General features: G+C 43.1%; 10 protein-coding genes. 1 reads left to right on the top strand and 9 read right to left on the bottom strand.

What is annotated here, in order from left to right; all coding sequences use genetic code 11:
* Nucleotides 1-829: 829 nt before the first annotated feature.
* The 9 genes from I8748_RS04270 to I8748_RS04230 form a co-directional block, all read right to left on the bottom strand.
* Nucleotides 830-3934, bottom strand: a complete 3105-nt coding sequence (locus I8748_RS04270) for a type I polyketide synthase (RefSeq protein ID WP_198123422.1) — start codon at nucleotides 3932-3934, stop codon at nucleotides 830-832.
* A gap of 84 nt (nucleotides 3935-4018) precedes the next feature.
* Nucleotides 4019-4309, bottom strand: coding sequence for a hypothetical protein (locus I8748_RS04265; protein ID WP_198123421.1), 291 nt, complete (start codon nucleotides 4307-4309; stop codon nucleotides 4019-4021).
* 67 nt (nucleotides 4310-4376) lie between these two features.
* Complete coding sequence (locus I8748_RS04260) at nucleotides 4377-4628, bottom strand: phosphopantetheine-binding protein (protein ID WP_198123420.1); 252 nt, start codon at nucleotides 4626-4628, stop codon at nucleotides 4377-4379.
* A 28-nt stretch (nucleotides 4629-4656) separates the two neighbouring features.
* Nucleotides 4657-5400 (bottom strand): polyketide synthase, encoded by a 744-nt coding sequence (locus I8748_RS04255; RefSeq protein WP_198123419.1) that lies wholly within the window; start codon nucleotides 5398-5400, stop codon nucleotides 4657-4659.
* A complete protein-coding gene (locus I8748_RS04250) occupies nucleotides 5393-6193 on the bottom strand; it encodes an enoyl-CoA hydratase/isomerase family protein (protein WP_198123418.1) in 801 nt (266 codons plus the stop codon). Before I8748_RS04250 ends, I8748_RS04255 begins: the two co-directional genes overlap by 8 nt.
* A complete protein-coding gene (locus I8748_RS04245) occupies nucleotides 6184-7401 on the bottom strand; it encodes a hydroxymethylglutaryl-CoA synthase family protein (protein WP_198123417.1) in 1218 nt (405 codons plus the stop codon). Before I8748_RS04245 ends, I8748_RS04250 begins: the two co-directional genes overlap by 10 nt.
* A 45-nt stretch (nucleotides 7402-7446) precedes the next feature.
* On the bottom strand, nucleotides 7447-10200 hold the full coding sequence (locus I8748_RS04240; RefSeq protein WP_198123416.1) for a type I polyketide synthase: 2754 nt from the start codon (nucleotides 10198-10200) through the stop codon (nucleotides 7447-7449).
* 22 nt (nucleotides 10201-10222) lie between these two features.
* Nucleotides 10223-12280 carry a beta-ketoacyl reductase gene (locus I8748_RS04235; protein ID WP_198123415.1) on the bottom strand — a complete coding sequence of 686 codons (2058 nt, stop codon included), beginning with the start codon at nucleotides 12278-12280 and terminating at the stop codon, nucleotides 10223-10225.
* A 113-nt stretch (nucleotides 12281-12393) separates the two neighbouring features.
* The gene (locus I8748_RS04230; protein ID WP_198123414.1) at nucleotides 12394-13728 is read right to left on the bottom strand and encodes a lipase family protein; all 1335 of its coding nucleotides are present in this window, start codon (nucleotides 13726-13728) and stop codon (nucleotides 12394-12396) included.
* A gap of 1172 nt (nucleotides 13729-14900) precedes the next feature.
* Between I8748_RS04230 and I8748_RS04225 the strand changes: the two genes are divergently transcribed.
* Nucleotides 14901-15695: a class I SAM-dependent methyltransferase gene (locus I8748_RS04225; protein ID WP_225896306.1), complete on the top strand. Its 795-nt coding sequence runs from the start codon at nucleotides 14901-14903 to the stop codon at nucleotides 15693-15695.
* Nucleotides 15696-16369 lie beyond the last annotated feature (674 nt).

The raw sequence follows: 16369 nt of genomic DNA, 5'->3' as shown, positions 1-16369 counted from the left end.
AAACGACTTCAAGGGTTTTGTTATCAGGGGCTACCAAAATCAACTGTTTCACATAAAAATTGCACATTTAATTGTTGAGCGATTGACATTATGTGTTAACTGAAAAACATACCTTTTGAAAACTGTTTAAGAAAATTTTTATCCAATAAACAACAAATCTTTAATAATAAATGAAAGTCTATTTATCTGAGCAAATAAACATGAATAATCAGGCTTGACATTTGCCGCAACGGGAATAAGAAATATGTATCGGCGTTGTCGTTGACATACACATTAGCCCCCTAAATAACGGGCAACGTCTGCATATATTCCTGAACGCTACAGCGGCAAATGCCAGAGTGGGAGACTATAGGCTATTGGTATGCCTTCTTCCACTCTTTTTTTATCTTTCTTGTCGGGAAGATCGCAGATCAAGATCTGTCAGAACTTACGCAAAAATTGCTCCTAAGCTTAATTTATCGAACCGCCCTCCGGGTGACGCTCGTTCCTCGCTACCGCTTTGCTAACGCCACTTTGCCAGACGCTCGAAGACTCGCTAACGCTGCGCTAACGACGCAAAGCGGAGCCACTCCGGTCTTGGGGTCTCCCCAAGTGGAGGATGTGGCGTCCAAGACGGCAAGTGGACTCACCAAGGCACCAAGAACGCCAAGAATTCGTAGAGTGTGCGTAAGTCCTATCTGTGTAAATGTTCCTGATACCAATTCGTAATTCGTAATTAACCTCAGTTAGGGTTAAGACGATTTTGCTGCTAGTTATAGGAAGGAATAGGAGTTTCAGTCAACGATATAATGATGGTTTGAGCTTATCCGAACTCAGGTTATGTAACAGCTTATTCTTGGTCAAGGCAGGCTTTCAACTTTTCGGCTAGTACCTGGACATGGGGTGGTCTCAATATGCTAAAGTGGCTGCCAGGAATATGATGAACTTCTACTTGTCCTGACGTGAGGTCGCCCCAATTCCAGGTTTCGTCTGGTAAATTGAGAGTTGCATAGGGTGGTCTAGAAGTACGAAATAGAGAAACTTTACCTGGATAAGTTGATGGAGTGTAATCAATAGTGGCTTGGCTATTAGTCAAGATCACCTGAACTACACGCAGTGCAGCTAGTTGGCGCAAGTTTAATAATTTCGACAAACTAGCTACTAACCCAGATAATTTTTCTACCCCTGGTACAACCCCTCTTTTACCAAGTTTTTTTCTCAACTGCTGATTGTTGACAAATGATAGAGCAAAATAATCGTAGATATAAGGCCAAATGTTTGGCATTGCAGAGGTTAAGAAAAAATTGCACGATACCCAAAAATTGGTAATTTTATTAGCTGTAGGCGGGGCTGTATCTATTAAAATTACCTTTGCTACCTGTTGTCCCTGCTGGTGTAATTGTCTGGCCATTTCAAAAGCAACAATAGCACCCAAAGACCAACCACCGATATAATAAGGCCCCTGTCGCTGAACTAATCGTATAGCTTCAATGTTGTAACGTGCTATGTCTTCAATTCGAGTTAAAGGTCGTTCTGATTTATCAATTCCTAGGGAATGCAACGCGTAAAAAGGGCGTTTCTTACCCAGAAGACAAGCTAGTTCGTAATAGGGAAAAGAGACGCCAGCAAGGGGAGGTAAGCAGAAAAAGGGTGGATTAGTTCCCTCTAGCTGAAGGGGAACTATGCAAGATGGAAGTGTGGAATTGGCGACTATTCCTGAGAGGCGGTCACTGACGAACTTTGCTAATTCAACAACACTAGGCCTTTCTATAAGTTTGACAAGAGGAATATCTACATCCCAATCAGTTTTGACCTGATTTTTTAATTCCAAAGCCATTAAGGAACTGAATCCTAAATCCTGTAGTGGCATCTTCAGATCTAGTTGAGATACATTCAGGTCTAGAGTAATGGCTACTTGCTGTTGAATGTAAGTAATGACACGGGAGTATAATTCACCTGCTGTTCTATGGTTTAAGTTCTGCTTGGTGTGCTTGTCTTGGACATCAGGTATCTGTACAGAATTATTACCTGTAGTTTTATTTTCTGATTCACTGGTCAATTCGAGTTGTGCGACTGGAAGCAGTTCGCTGACTTGGGACGATCGCAACTGTCCTAGTCTTGTTTGCCGTGATGCTTCAGATTCTTGCCAATAACGTTGTCGTTGCCAAGGATATGATGGTAGCCGGACAAAACGACCTGGTTTTGGATAGAGGACGTTCCAATCAATCGATTCTCCTTGGATATAGCGCTGACCCAGAGATTGCAAGATAAGCGATCGCTCGTTTTTCTCTAGGGTTGGAGAACAAAGCACCTTGATCTGACTTTCTGCACTGTCAACAAAGCTACGTAGAAGTTTTGCTAGCTCTTCTTTAGATGAGGCGATCGCTGCTAGCCGATGATGATGATGACTTCGACGTAAGCTGACAGTGTAGCAAATATCTGATAATGAAATGCTAGCATTTGCACCTTCAGTGGTCAAAAACTTCAGGTAAGCCAATGCAAAAGCCGATAGCGCTTCCAGGCTACGAGCCGATAACAAGAACAGTTGTAACTGGTCGGCTGAAGCTTCATCTTCTTGTTGGTTGTCAGCTAATGCTTCTTTCGAGGATACACCAAATGTTTCTGCACCCTCTAAAATGACGTGGACGTTAGTTCCACCAACTCCAAAGGAATTAACTCCCGCTAGGCGTGATTTTTGACCATGATTCGGCCAAGGTTCTAGAGTTTGTGGTACTCGCAACCGCAATTGTTCAAAGTTAATTTTGGGATTTGGTGTTTTAAGATGCAGATTTTGTGGTATGTAACCATGCTTCAGAGCCAAAGCTGTCTTGATGAGTCCTGCAACACCTGCGGCTGCTTCTAAATGTCCAATATTAGATTTAACCGAACCAATGAGGCATTGGTCTTCTGGAAGACGATTAATTCCAACTACAGATCCTACGGCATTTGCTTCAGTTACATCTCCGACTACTGTACCCGTACCCTGAGCTTCGATATACTGCACTTCATGAGAGGAAATTCCAGCTTGGCGATAAGCTTCGCGCATGACTCTTTCTTGAGCCTCACCCTTGGAAGCCGCGATGGAATCTTTGTGGCCATCTTGGCTGATGGCGCTGGCTCGGATGACTGCATAAATCGGATCGCCGTCGGCTAAAGCGCTGGATAGTGGTTTGAGAACAACCACACCTGCTCCTTCCGACCGAACAAAACCGTCGGCTTCCGCATCAAAGGTTTTACAACGACCATCAGCAGAAAGCAAAAATGCTTTACTCAAGGCTACTGATATTTCCGGTCTGAAAATTGCATTTACCCCTCCAGCCAAGGCTAGGGTACATTCTCCATTCCAGAGACTTGAACAAGCTAAGTGGACTGCTACCAATGAAGAAGAACAAGCGGTGTCAACAGGAATACTGGGGCCATTGAAGTCAAAGTGGTAGCACAGACGGTTAGTAACCATGCTGCTGACTATGCCAATAGCTGAGTAAGCATTGATCAAGTCACTATTGAGGCTGCTGGCTTGGATTTGTCCGTAGTCGCTGGAGCAAATCCCCATGAACACACCAGTCTTGGTACTAGCCAAACTTTCTGGTGGCTGTCCAGCATCTTCTAGCGCTTCCCAGACTACTTCCAACAGCAAGCGATGCTGGGGATCCATTCGCGCTGCTTCTTGGCGGGAAATGCCAAAGAATTTAGCGTCGAAATAATCTATCTGTTCAATGAATCCTCCCCAGCGGGTGTACATTTTTCCTGGTTCTGCTGGGTCTGAGTCATAGAATAAATCTAGATTCCACCGTTCTGCTGGTACTTCAGTAATAGTATCTACCCCATCTTGCAGCAGTTTCCAGAATTCTTCTGGACTGTTAGCACCACCAGGCAATCGACAGCCAATGCCAATGATTGCTATTGGCTCTTTTTGTCCTTTTTGCCACCTCCCTTGTTCTCTGTTTTCAGTCATAGTTCGCTTAGCTTGTTCTTTTTGATTAACTGAAGAATGTTTTTCAGTAACTAGAATAAATTAATCAAGATAAAATGCTTATTCCTATTCTTTAGCGAATAAGAATTCCCAGTTGGTGTAGGGAGCCACAGGAATAAACTCAACATCTAGCACATTGGCTTCTACCATTGGCAGGGTTGCAACAGTTGCTTTTGCTTGCTCAATATCATTACCTTCCAGCAAAATGACGGCGCCAGGTACGTCTTTGCGGAGAAAAATTTGGCGAATACTTTCGTTTTTATGGAATTCCCAAACTTTCTTCGCTTCTGCTGGTAGTAGTGCATATACACTTTCCATTGCAGCTTCTGGTTTAATTTTGGCAACTGCTATGATCATATTTTTTTACTTTGAGTGTGAATTGGGTTTGTTATGAAATTTGAATTTATTGATGACTACTGATTTTTCAGGCGGCTTGATTTTTGGCTTGAAAGAACACGTCTACTAATTCATCGATGTTCTTGAGTTCAGCAAGTTGTGTTCTTGGGACTTTAATTTTTAATTGGCGCATGGAGCTAGAAACAATTTCTACAATATCTAAACTGCTGGCTCCATAATCTTTCATAGATTTATCTGCAGAAATTTCAACATCTTCAATCCCATCTACATTCAGCTTGATATTGTTGATAACTGTGTCGAGAATTATTTTCCTATCCATTTGATATTTTCTCCTCTGGAATTTTCAACTATTTTAAATATGTTAACTCAACTTGAGCCGCTATTTCTGGTTTGCTAAAACAAATTTTGTGCATGAGATGTTCGCGGGAAATAGCTTGTTGTAGCAGTTGTCGCCGCGGAAGAGAAAGAGTCTCTTTGAGCATTTCGATAACCACTCTGGGTTTTTCGGCTATGCGGCTAGCTATATCTAAAGCTATGTCCATCACTTCTTCTGATTTCACCACATAGTTGAATAAATTTTTATCCCGAAGTTCTCTACCTTTGTAGGACTTGCCAGTTAAAATCATTTCACTAGCAAAGCTATATCCAACTAATGCTGGTAAAAGGGATGTTGTACCCATACCTGGGGTGAATCCCATGTTGGTACAATGCACACCATATCGACTACTTTCAGAAGCTATCAATATGTCACAGCAGAGGGCTAAAAATAGCCCGCCTCCCACAGCATGACCTTCTAATGCACCGATCACTGGTACAGGAAAGCTGAGAACTTGGTGGGGCAGGAAAAAATCTTTAACATCTATATTACTGCTGGCAACTTCTTTGATAACATCTACGGTTCCACCAGCAAAGAAAACATCCTTACGTCCCTTGATGATCAAGACTTTAATTGTCGGTTCCTTAGCCAAATCTGTTAAGGCGTTTGTCAACTCTTGAAAAAGTTCATGAGTAGCTCGATTCTGGTTTTCTGGGTCGTCAATTGTTAATTGAAAAATCCCTTCTTCCAAGCTAGTGACAAAAATTTTAGACATGTATTTTACCTTTGTATTTTTGAAACCAAGCTGGAGAGAATCCTTCAGCAAAATTTTTAATTTCCTCGACTATATCTGGCTGTTGTAACCAGGTTTTGATGCGTTCTCTAGCTATTTCTTTTTGTTGAGGCAAAGCCAGAGAATCAAGCTGCTCAAAATATTTTTTGCTCTCAGCTATAGCCAGGGGAGAAGCCCGAAACAGTCGTTGGATTTGTCTGTTTAAACTGTGGGATATTTCTTCTGTGACGACTTCATCTACTAGCCCAAAGACTTGTGCTTCTATTGCTGGAATACCGCGAGCGCTAAGAGTAATATATCTGAGTCGTGCAAGAGGAAGACGACGCAGTATAAATGGTGAAATGAGGGCAGGAATCATGCCAACAATCACTTCCGGTAACATAAATACTACGTCTTCTTTTGCTAATACCAAATCGCAAGCTGCTACAAGACCAACGCCACCTCCTGTGACGTTACCTTCTACGCAGGCAATTGTCACCTGGCTAGCACGAGAAATGAGATTTAAACAATCAAGAAATATATCGAATGATTTGGGATTGGGACTATTTTGATTAATAACGGCTTCTTCAAATTGGAGTCCTTTGCAAAAGTCAGAACCTAGGGCTGAGATGACAATTACTCGACAAGATGGATCAGCGATCGCTTGTTGAATTGATTGACTTAGCTGGGAAATCAAGGTAGCATTCAGAGCATTGCCTGTCTTGGGTGATGCTAATTTCACCCAAGCCACCCCCGAATCCATTTGATATTCCACGACATTTGACGTTAACTCCACTCGTATCTCCTGTGGTAGTTTTCTACTTGTTTCAGTACGAGTAACTTTTGACCTGCATAAACTTTGTCATAAAACCCGTTTAATAAATCGGGTTCATAAGTAGGGCATTCAATTACTTGTTGGCGGCTAGATTCTATTGCTTCGTATTCTGCTACCGATAGTTGTAATCGCTCATTGAGATGTTGGTCAAGGTTGAGCGATCGCACTTTGGCGCTGGCTGTGGTACCAATAAAGCCGCTATAAAATTCACTCTGGCAACCGGAACCATAAGCAAATATTGATATGGGGTCTCCCGGTTGCAAATCACTAGCCGAGTGCAACAAACCCATCAAACTGACGAAAGTAGAGCTACCATATACTGTACCGATGCGTTTGCCAAAGTAGAGGCTTTCACCGACTTTTGTTTGGAAATTCGACTGAATGCTTTTTTTGTCTGTAACGCCAAATCGGTTCAGCATTGTGCGGTGAGCCTGATAAGTCATCCCTGGAAACGGAGCATGATAGATGTGCTTTTTGAATTGGCGATCGTAATCGATTTCACCAACTATTTGTTCATAATGTTCATAAGCTCCATCCAAAGCATCTAGATAGGAATAAAGGCTGATTTGGTCGTTAATAATTTCTGTTTTGGCTGTGGGACGAAAGGTATCATAAATCTCAGTTGTCCAATAACCAGCCTTGTCTAGTTCAATTTCTAGAATTTCGGGGCGATCGCTCACTAACATGGCCACAGCTGCTCCTCCACCTATGGGTTCAGCAGGGTGATGCAAATCGCTGAGGCTGGAGTCGGCATTAATTACCAAAGCTTTTTTTCCTGGTCGAATTCCCGAAGCTACCCAGGAAGCTGCCATTTTCAAAGCACCAGTACAACCGTAACAAGCGAATTTCACCTCGAAGTTGCGGCAATTGGGGCTGAGATTGCAAAAATGACGTACCCAAGTGGATACAGGTTTACCCCGATCAACAGCTGATTCGGTGCTGACAATTACTAATTCGATATCTTGAATGTCTTCTGGTGTCAACAGCCTTTTGGCTGCATTCACTGCTAGAGTCACCGCATCTTCCCAATTGGGATAAACTGACCGAGTGGTACACATTAAATGGTTAGCTATGTACTGTTCATCTAGACCTCTTACCTTGGCCAGTTCGGCAATATCAAGATAAAGTCGTCCAGCATAGAGATTAATTTTTTCTATTCCTACAGGCATTTAAATTACTGTTTTGTAAAATTAGTTTTTTGTATGATATTTGATTTAGGTGGTAACAGGCCAACAACGTTTTTTCTGGAAACGATAGGTAGGCAATGGTACTTTCCGACGAGGGTAGTCTTGATCAAATCCAGACCAATCCACGTCTTGACGGCTCACATAGAGGGTTTGTAGACAACTGAGGAGCGATCGCCAGTCATCTTCATCTTTTTTCAGAGAAGCTAACCAAGTACCTACTCCTTTGGGTAGGCAACGTCGGCCCATGTTGATTAAGGTATCTGTGGGCCCAATTTCTAAAAATAATTCATATCCTGCTCCTGCTAATGTCTGCATTCCTTGATAAAAACATACGGGTTGTCGAATATGGCGACACCAGTAATCAGCTTTGGGGGTTTCCTGGGAAGTGAAAATTTTGCCTGTCAGGTTGGAAACTAATGGCAACCGTGGGGCATGAAACTGTATTTGAGAAGCTGTTTGCTCAAATTCATCGAGAATTGGTTCCATGAAGTGAGAGTGGAAGGCATGGGATACAGTCAAGGGACGACTGGTAATGAAATCAGCCTCTAAGTTATCTAGTACTTCCTGTAGTGCTTGTTCACTGCCAGAAATGACTGTTTGTTGAGAACCGTTAATGGCGGCGATGGAAACGCTGTTGTGGTATGGTGCGATCGCTTCTCGTACCAAGTCTTCTTCGGCAAATACGGCGGCCATTTTGCCGCCAGGGGGCAATGAACCCATGAGCCGCCCACGTTCGGCAATCAGGCGTAATCCATCCTCTAGACTGAATACTCCAGCAATGCAGGCAGCTACATACTCTCCTACACTATGCCCCATGACGGCATCTGGTTTGATGCCCCAAGTTCTCCATAATTGAGCCAAGGAGTACTCTAGAGCAAACAAAGCCGGTTGGGCGTATGCAGTTTCTTCCAGGAGAGAATATTCTCCACTGTTGGGATAAATCACTTCCAGCAGGGGCTTGTCTAAATAGGGACGCAGAATTTCTGCACAGCTGTCTAGGGTAGTGCGGAAGCTGGGTTGGGTGTCGTACAACTGGCGTGCCATGCCTATGAACTGAGACCCCTGTCCTGTGAACAGAAATACCGGTTTGGGCGGATTCTTGCTGGGCATTTTACCCCATAAAGTGCCGGGTGTCTCTTTGCCATTGGCAAAATCAGCTAATTGTTGACGCAGAAAATCAGAAGATTCGGCCACAATTGCTAAACGATGGTCAAAATGAGACCGCCCGGTGTTGCCGCTAAAGCAAACATGTGGCAGTAATTCGGCTGGTTGTAGTGAAGGGTGTTGCTCGTAGTCGCTGGCCAGTTCTCTCAGGGCCTGCTCATTTTTCGCTGACAGTACCAACACATGCAACGGACGATCCACTTGGTCTTTTTGTTGTGTGATTTGGTTGGTTTGGGGGTACTCCTCAACTATCACATGAGCGTTTGTGCCTCCATAACCAAAGGAACTGACGCCAGCCAGACGTTTTTGATTTACCTGGGTTGTCAACCAAGGTTCTAGCCGAGTCGGAATTTTTAAGGGAGTGTTTGCTAAGTCAATTTGTGGATTTAGCTGTTGTAAATGCAGGTGGGGGGGGATCTGCTGGTGCTGCAAGGAGAGAATCACTTTCATTAGTCCAGCAATGCCAGCGCCTGCTTCCACATGACCGATATTGGTTTTAACTGAGCTAATCCAGCACAATTGTTCTGGTGAACGCTCCGGTAACAGCACTTCTTTGAGAGACTGAATTTCAATTGGGTCGCCCAGAGGGGTGCCGGTGCCATGAGCTTCTATATAGCTAATTTCAGTGGGGGCTACTCCACTGTTGGTTAGTGCTTGACGAATCAGTGCTTGTTGTGCTGTGCCATTGGGGGCTGTAAGTACACTGCTACGACCGTTGTGATTGACTGCCGAACCTCGTAGCAGTGCGAGGATGCGATCGCCATCTTTTTGAGCATCTGAGAGCCGCTTGAGTAGTACTAAACCGCACCCTTCTGCTCGTACATAGCCGTCTGCGGCGGCATCGAAGGTTTTACATCGTCCATCGGATGCCATCATTCCTGCCTGGGCTACTGTAATAGTTGTCTCTGGTACGAGGGTGATATTCACTCCCCCAGCTAGTGCGAGGTTGGATTCTCCTGATCTCAGGCTGGTGCAGGCTTGATGAACGGCCACTAGGGACGATGAGCAAGCTGTATCGATGGCGATGCTTGGCCCTTGGAAATTAAAAAAATGCGATAGGCGATTGGCTGCAATGGTGTGTGCCACCCCAGTACCCGCTCGTGGCTGTGAGCCTGGGATGATTTGGAAGTAGTCCATGCTGCTAATGCCCACAAAGACTCCGGTTTGGCTGCCGGCTAGTTTTGGGATAGATAAACCCGCATCTTCTAATGCTTCCCAAGCTACCTCTAGTAGCAGCCGCTGCTGGGGGTCAATGGCTGCGGCTTCCTGGGAGGAAATGCCAAAAAAGAAGGAATCGAACATGTCTATGTCGTTCAGAAAGCCACCCCAACGGGTATTCATTTTGTCGGGGCTACTTAAATCGGGGTCGAAGTAGGCGTCAGCGTCCCAGCGATCGCTAGGAACTTCGGCGATCGCATCCACTCCGTTGGACAATAGTTGCCAGAACTGTTCGGGAGTGTTTGCCCCTCCTGGAAATCGGCAACTCATGCCAATGACAGCAATTGGTTCGGTTTTTGCCTGCTCGATGGCGTTGAGCTTGGATTGCAGTTTTTCCAGCCCCAGCAGCGCATTTTTCATCAATTCCCGATAATTTTGGCTTTCTGAAGCATTACTCATGTGGGTGTTTAAGTTTACTTTCCTATATATTGGCTAATTTTTGAGCCAGTAGCTCAGCGATTTCCATCTGTGACATTTCCTCTAAGTCAGTTGCATCAGTTGTAGAAATTATAGAGTCACCAGAAGTTACAGAGTTGTCTTGGTCTGGCTCTGATTTTACTGGGTCTGTACCAAAGTCTAAAGTCAGTACTTGAGAAGTTAAATAATCAACCAGTGCGGTGATTGTCGAGTAGTTAAATAGTAAGCTGGCATGAAGGGCAGTTTCTAAATCTTTCTCCAGTTGATTTTTTAGCTCTACTGACATTAAGGAATCCATGCCCAGTTCTAAAAAACCTTGCTCTACAGATGGTAATTGCGAGTCATTGAGTCCGAGAATTTTAGCTATTCGATTTTGAATATGAGCCATTAACATCTCTCGACGCTGGCTAGGCATGGCTGCCTGCAATTGATGTAAAATTTCTGGAGGTTGAATAGAGGTTTGGCTAGCTACTTGTGTTACTGGTAAGTTCGTCCAAATTCGCTCTAACAAAGGCTGCTGTTGTCTGGCTTTGTGGGTTTCCCGTTCTAAAACCCAGTTGACTTTTGCCACTGCTGCTTGGGTGACACCGGCTGCTAGTAGATATCCCAAGATAGCCAGGGCTTGCTCTGGCGGCATTCCCTGCACTCCCATTTGCTCCAACTGACTCTGGGCTGTCAGTGCCATACCCGTATCAGCCCATCTGCCCCAATTGATGCTTGAGGCGGGTAATCCTGACTTGTGCCGATAATGCACCAAGGCATCCAGGAAAGTGTTCGCCGCAGCGTAGTTTCCTTGACCCAAGTTGCCGGTCAAAGCAGTGAACGAGGAGAAACACACGAAAAAATCTAGCTGCTGATTCTGTGACAAAATGTGGAGATTCCACGCTCCTTGAACTTTGGGAGCCATAACGCGGGTGAAGCGTTCCCAATTTTGTCTAAGCAAAATGCCATCATCCAAAACGCCAGCTGCATGAAAAATTCCTCGCAGTGGTGGCATGGAGGTTTGCACCTGCTCAAACACTCGCGCCATGTCATCCATTTTAGACACATCAGCCTGAGCTACTTTGATGTCGGCTCCTTTGTGTTTTAGTTGGTTCAAGGTTTCCTGAGTTTGAGCAGATGCTCCTCGGCGTCCGGTTAAAATCAGATGCCGCGCCCCCATCTCTACCATCCAGCGGGCTAACCACAATCCTAGATCTCCCAAACCACCAGTAATTAAATAAGTGCTGTCTGTACGAAACAACACTTTCTGAGGTTGGGGGGGAATGGTTGGCACTAAGCGAGCTACATATCGCTTTTGGTTGCGAAAGGCTATAAGTCCTTCGTTTTCTGGATGCTCAATTTCTGCTAGCAAGGTGGCGGCTTCATCCATCACCCCACTAGCAGGCAAATCTAACATTCCTCCCCAGATTTCAGGGTGTTCTAAAGCAATGACTTTTCCCAGCCCCCACACGGAGGACTGAGCCACTGCTAGAGTATCTGTATCTAATACTCCTACGGCAGCGCGTGTTACTACCCACAAACGCGGCCAGACTGACCAACTTCGCTGGACTATGGTTTGTAGTAAGTGCAGCACGCTAGCACAACTTAATCTCTGGGCTGCTTCTAAAGCAGAAATTGTCAATTCTGGTGTTAATTGCGCGTCTAAACTCCATAGGTCAATTGCCCCATGTAAAGGAAGTTTAAGAGGCTCTACAATCTGTTGGAAAAGACTCTGGAAGTCTCCAAGGTTTACTGGGTTGAGGTAATATTTTTCCTTGGACTTTGTTTGATCTACTTGATAACTATCCCCAGCATAGACCAAAATACACTTGTGACCTCGTTGTTGTAAAAGCTCTGCTAGGGCTTCGCCTATTCCCCCTTGGTCAGCTAATATCAACCATTTGCCCTGTTGCGGCAATTGCATGTTGTTTGCAATTGCCTGCAACTGACGTGGCTTGATTTGCCATTCATAGTTGTAGAACCAATCTTTGATGGCATGGCCTAATGTTTGTTGTTGATACTGCTTAATCAAAGCAAACAGATGCTTGGGCAACAATTTTATCTTTTCTGTAGAATCCATTATAAACTTCTGTTACAAGAGGTTTCATCAACGCCTGAAAGTTAATTTGGACATCGCTGTTTTCCAGTATTGAACAAACTTTTCTTGATTTGCTGATTGTTTGGAGTTATGGCTTAAGCGATAATTTTATCCTCTGTAGTAGTATAAGACTCTATTGGGGTAGCAGCGCTGCCATTGGAACTCACTTCTTTGTTCAATTTTCTATCATTCTCAGTTTTCTCTAAGAAATCCTCAAATTGCTCTTGCAGCAGTTCCTTGAGGAAGGGACTGAAAATAGATCTCAAGGGTTGAGATATTGTTTGCCAGAATTGCTTTTGTTCTTGTAGTAACTGTAGATAAGCTTCATAACTGTGGGGATATGGGACTCCAAACCCTAAGTCTATAACCCCGCCAGTACCTAAAGATATGCTTTGGGAACCGATGCCTGTAATTGTGTGCAATTGACCCACATTTGCATAGTTCCCAACATATATATTTCCTAGTCGCAAGCCCGCATCACCAGCTAAAGCATTTAACGGAAATGGAGGTGCAAAGGGAATCAACATCAAAAAGTCAAGTGTGTTTTCGATGCGGTAGACGGTTCCCTCTTCCAATTGCCTATTGTAGTAATCAGCAAATGCTTTATTACCGATTTTGGGAGATCCTAAAGCGTAAGCTTTGAGTGTTACGCCTGAAACCGCTTCAGGCCCAAAGAAGCGTCGCAATGCAAGGGCGGCAAATTTAGCGAGTGACCCTCCTAAACTATGACCTGTGATATAAATGTCTAGAGGCCCATCCAAAGGTGTCAGTTCTGATAACTTCTGTTCTTGAAACTCTAAAATACCCTTGAGTTCGTCATTGTTACCAATTTCTTCATCTGCGATCGCTTGCTCAATCAGCTTTCTTGATTCTTGCTGAAATTCAGTATCTAATCTGATTCTGCCAGCGTCTGCTAGTGCTGTTAAACAAGCAAATTGTCTATCGACAGGTAACAGTTCAATTTCTCGAAAATCTTTAGGTGTTAGTTTACCAAGGATGGTCTTAAAGAAGAGTTTAATCTGATCGGCAACTGATTCAAACGCTTCATAAAATCCTTTAGCTACCTTCACTCGCGCATCGGTGTTAGAACCGTAGCTAACCAATTCCCAATCAAAATCACTGATGAAGTTAGTCAGTTCTAGCGCACCTCGTTCTGTGACAACTGTTCCTCGAAAAAGCACTACATACTGATTACCAGTGTCTCTTTTGAGTATCACACCTCTGACAGCGGTGCGATCGTTGCGGATACTGTGGACAAATTTCCAATCTTGTTGATGATGAATCGAGTTGTAGATACCTCTTAGTTCCTCGTCGTCGATTCCCCCATCATCATATTGATAGAGTTCATATATCTGTGTACAAAACCTTGTTAAGGCTATAGCTTCATCAATTGAGAAGCCTTTCTTGATCTTAAGGGGCAGTATACTCATGGGCTTCACTAGTAAATGGAATAAAGTTTACAAGCTTGAAGGTTTCAGTACACCGAAACCTTATTACTAAAATTCTTGAGTGTTGAGTCAGTAGAGAATATCTGACACACGAGCAAAAACCGTAGGTTTTGACGTGGTAATAAATACACTAACGATTGCCGTAACTATATTCGCAAACTTTTCTGGAAAAAGCAATCCCAAATAAGACAGTTTATAAATATTATAAAATATGAATTTTGGACAGTTAAGACAGTTAAGACAGTTAAGACAGTTAAGACAGTTAAGACAGTTAAGACAGTTAAGACAGTTAAGACAGTTAAGACAGTTAAGACAGTTTATTACCAAGGTGTTGGGTTGTAGAGGTAATTGATAGTAAATGGTCTAGCTCTTTTAGGCTAGGCTCACTTATTAAGAAACTATTTAATTATATTTATATTACTTAAGATAGTTAGATTTATTCCTGCTGACTAATTTACATGGGAAAAATCTGTGAGTACTCAGTTAACGTGAGTTCGATGAACCTCTCCCCAACCCCTCTCTGTATCAAAGAAGGGCTTTAAGATCCTTGCTAAGGAAGAAAAATCAAGTTTTAAAAGCTTCTCCCCTATAAGGAGAGAGGTTTGGAGAAGGGTTTTTTAAATTCGTCGAACTCACGTCAAGTTAATTCGGTTGATAGTTAGAGATTACCAAGAAATAAATAAACCAGTCTTGTGGGGTGGACATCTTGTCCGTCCCGGGCCTTGGGCGGGCGAGACGCCCACCCCACAATAAAAATTGTATGTTTTTTATTTGGAAGCCCCTTACCAATGTCCAAGCAAACTCTTATTAAATTACAGCAGTGCGTTGCTACCTTACCCTAGGAAAAATTACTTGCCTAATCAGGAAAATATTTGCTATTGTCAAGACTGTAAATTTAAGCACCTACCAAACATAACTCTGATGCCTCAAAAAGGGGATGCTTTGGTAAGTTGGCGACTTTTGCGCTTGTTCATGTCTCAAGCCAAAGGCTTGAAGAATTGAAATCAGGAAAATTTCTATCTGGTTTAGAGAGCAGCAGTAAATAGATAGAGAAATTCTGCATAACTGTGAATTATGCTGCATTAATTTTAAAAAAGAGGATTACCATGATTGACCAACAGATAAATCTGCCATATTTTGACACCCTTTTTACATTGCTTGACAATGGCCATCCTGAAATCGATCTAGCGTTTGGGCGTCATGTACATTGGGGCTATTGGCCGAATCCAGAAAAAGCATTAAATACACCAGAAGATTTTAGGAAGGCAGCCGAGCAGCTGACTTACGAAGTTTATTCTGCTGCAAATGTGAAGGATGGTCAATCTGTCTTGGATGTAGGTTGTGGTTTTGGTGGCACGATCGCTAGTTTAAATGAACAGTTTTCACAAATGAATCTTGTGGGGCTGAATATCGATGAACGGCAATTAATACAAGCACGCAAAAAAGTAGTAGCACGGGATGTCAACACCCTACGATTTGAACAAGGTAATGCCTGTGCATTACCGTTTGCTGATGAGTCTTTCGATGTAGTGTTAGCTGTCGAATGCATCTTTCACTTTCCGGATCGTCGGCAGTTCTTCGAGGAAGCCTTTCGCGTGCTGAAACCAGGTGGCCATCTTGCTCTTTGCGATTTTGTTCCTATAGATTTGTCTATACTTTTTATGTGGTTTAATTCTAAATTCAACTTTTTCAAATCAAGTTTTTACGGCGACTTTGATATGCGTTACACAACCAGTCGTTACCGTCAACTTGCTGCCGAAACAGGTTTTGCTCCACTCGTAGAACGCAATATTACGGCTAATACGCTACCGACCTACAAATTTCTCTGGACTCTTGCACAAACTTGGATGTCGAACAGTCCCGCGGCATTTGTCCAAACTTTCAACACTGAATGGCTCAGTCGATTAGGATTGCTAAATTATATGATCTTCTCATATACAAAAAAGTAATCTTGTTATTACAGTCCTAAACCATTCATAAGTATTTGAGTATAACCCCCCATAGTCCCTGCTTGGTAAAGAGGGACGGCCTTAGCTGGGGGGTAAATTTTTTTTAGAATCCTGATGTTGCTCAAACTCTACTCTGTGTGCCATCGCTTTTGGTGATTCTACTTATAATAAGTCATGCCTAGCAATTGCTTTAACTTATGATAAGGTTAATATTGCGAAATGTAAAGTTTTGTAAAAATATATGTAAACTGTCTTAACTGTCTTATCTGTCCTTGCATTTTTTGGGCGAAACCCAGACAATACGTAAAAGTAAGTCTTGTAAAACATTGAGGTAGCTTGATGAATTGCTATAATTGTTCATAAATTTAAAGTAAAACTACTGAAAACTACTTGCCTGATCAAGCAAACACTGTTATCGTCAGTGATGTAAATTTTAAACACTAACCGAATATTAGGTTTAATTCTGGAAAAGCCATTCCTTCAGGAAATTGATCACTCTAGTAAAACCATTCCAATCTCAGTCTAAATTTTTGAACAATAGTGTTTAGGTGCAGAAGAGCTTGCTGGGCGACAGCCAAAAGTTATTATCTGCTTTAACCAAACCTATCTATCTTAAATCATCTGAAAATTAGGCATTAACTGGGTTTGGCGCTTTCAGCATATGGTTATAGCCA

The organism is Amazonocrinis nigriterrae CENA67 (genome assembly GCF_016056305.1).
GTDB lineage: Bacteria > Cyanobacteriota > Cyanobacteriia > Cyanobacteriales > Nostocaceae > Amazonocrinis > Amazonocrinis nigriterrae.
Note: the sequence above shows the minus strand (reverse complement) of the source record. Positions and strands in the feature narration are given on the sequence as shown.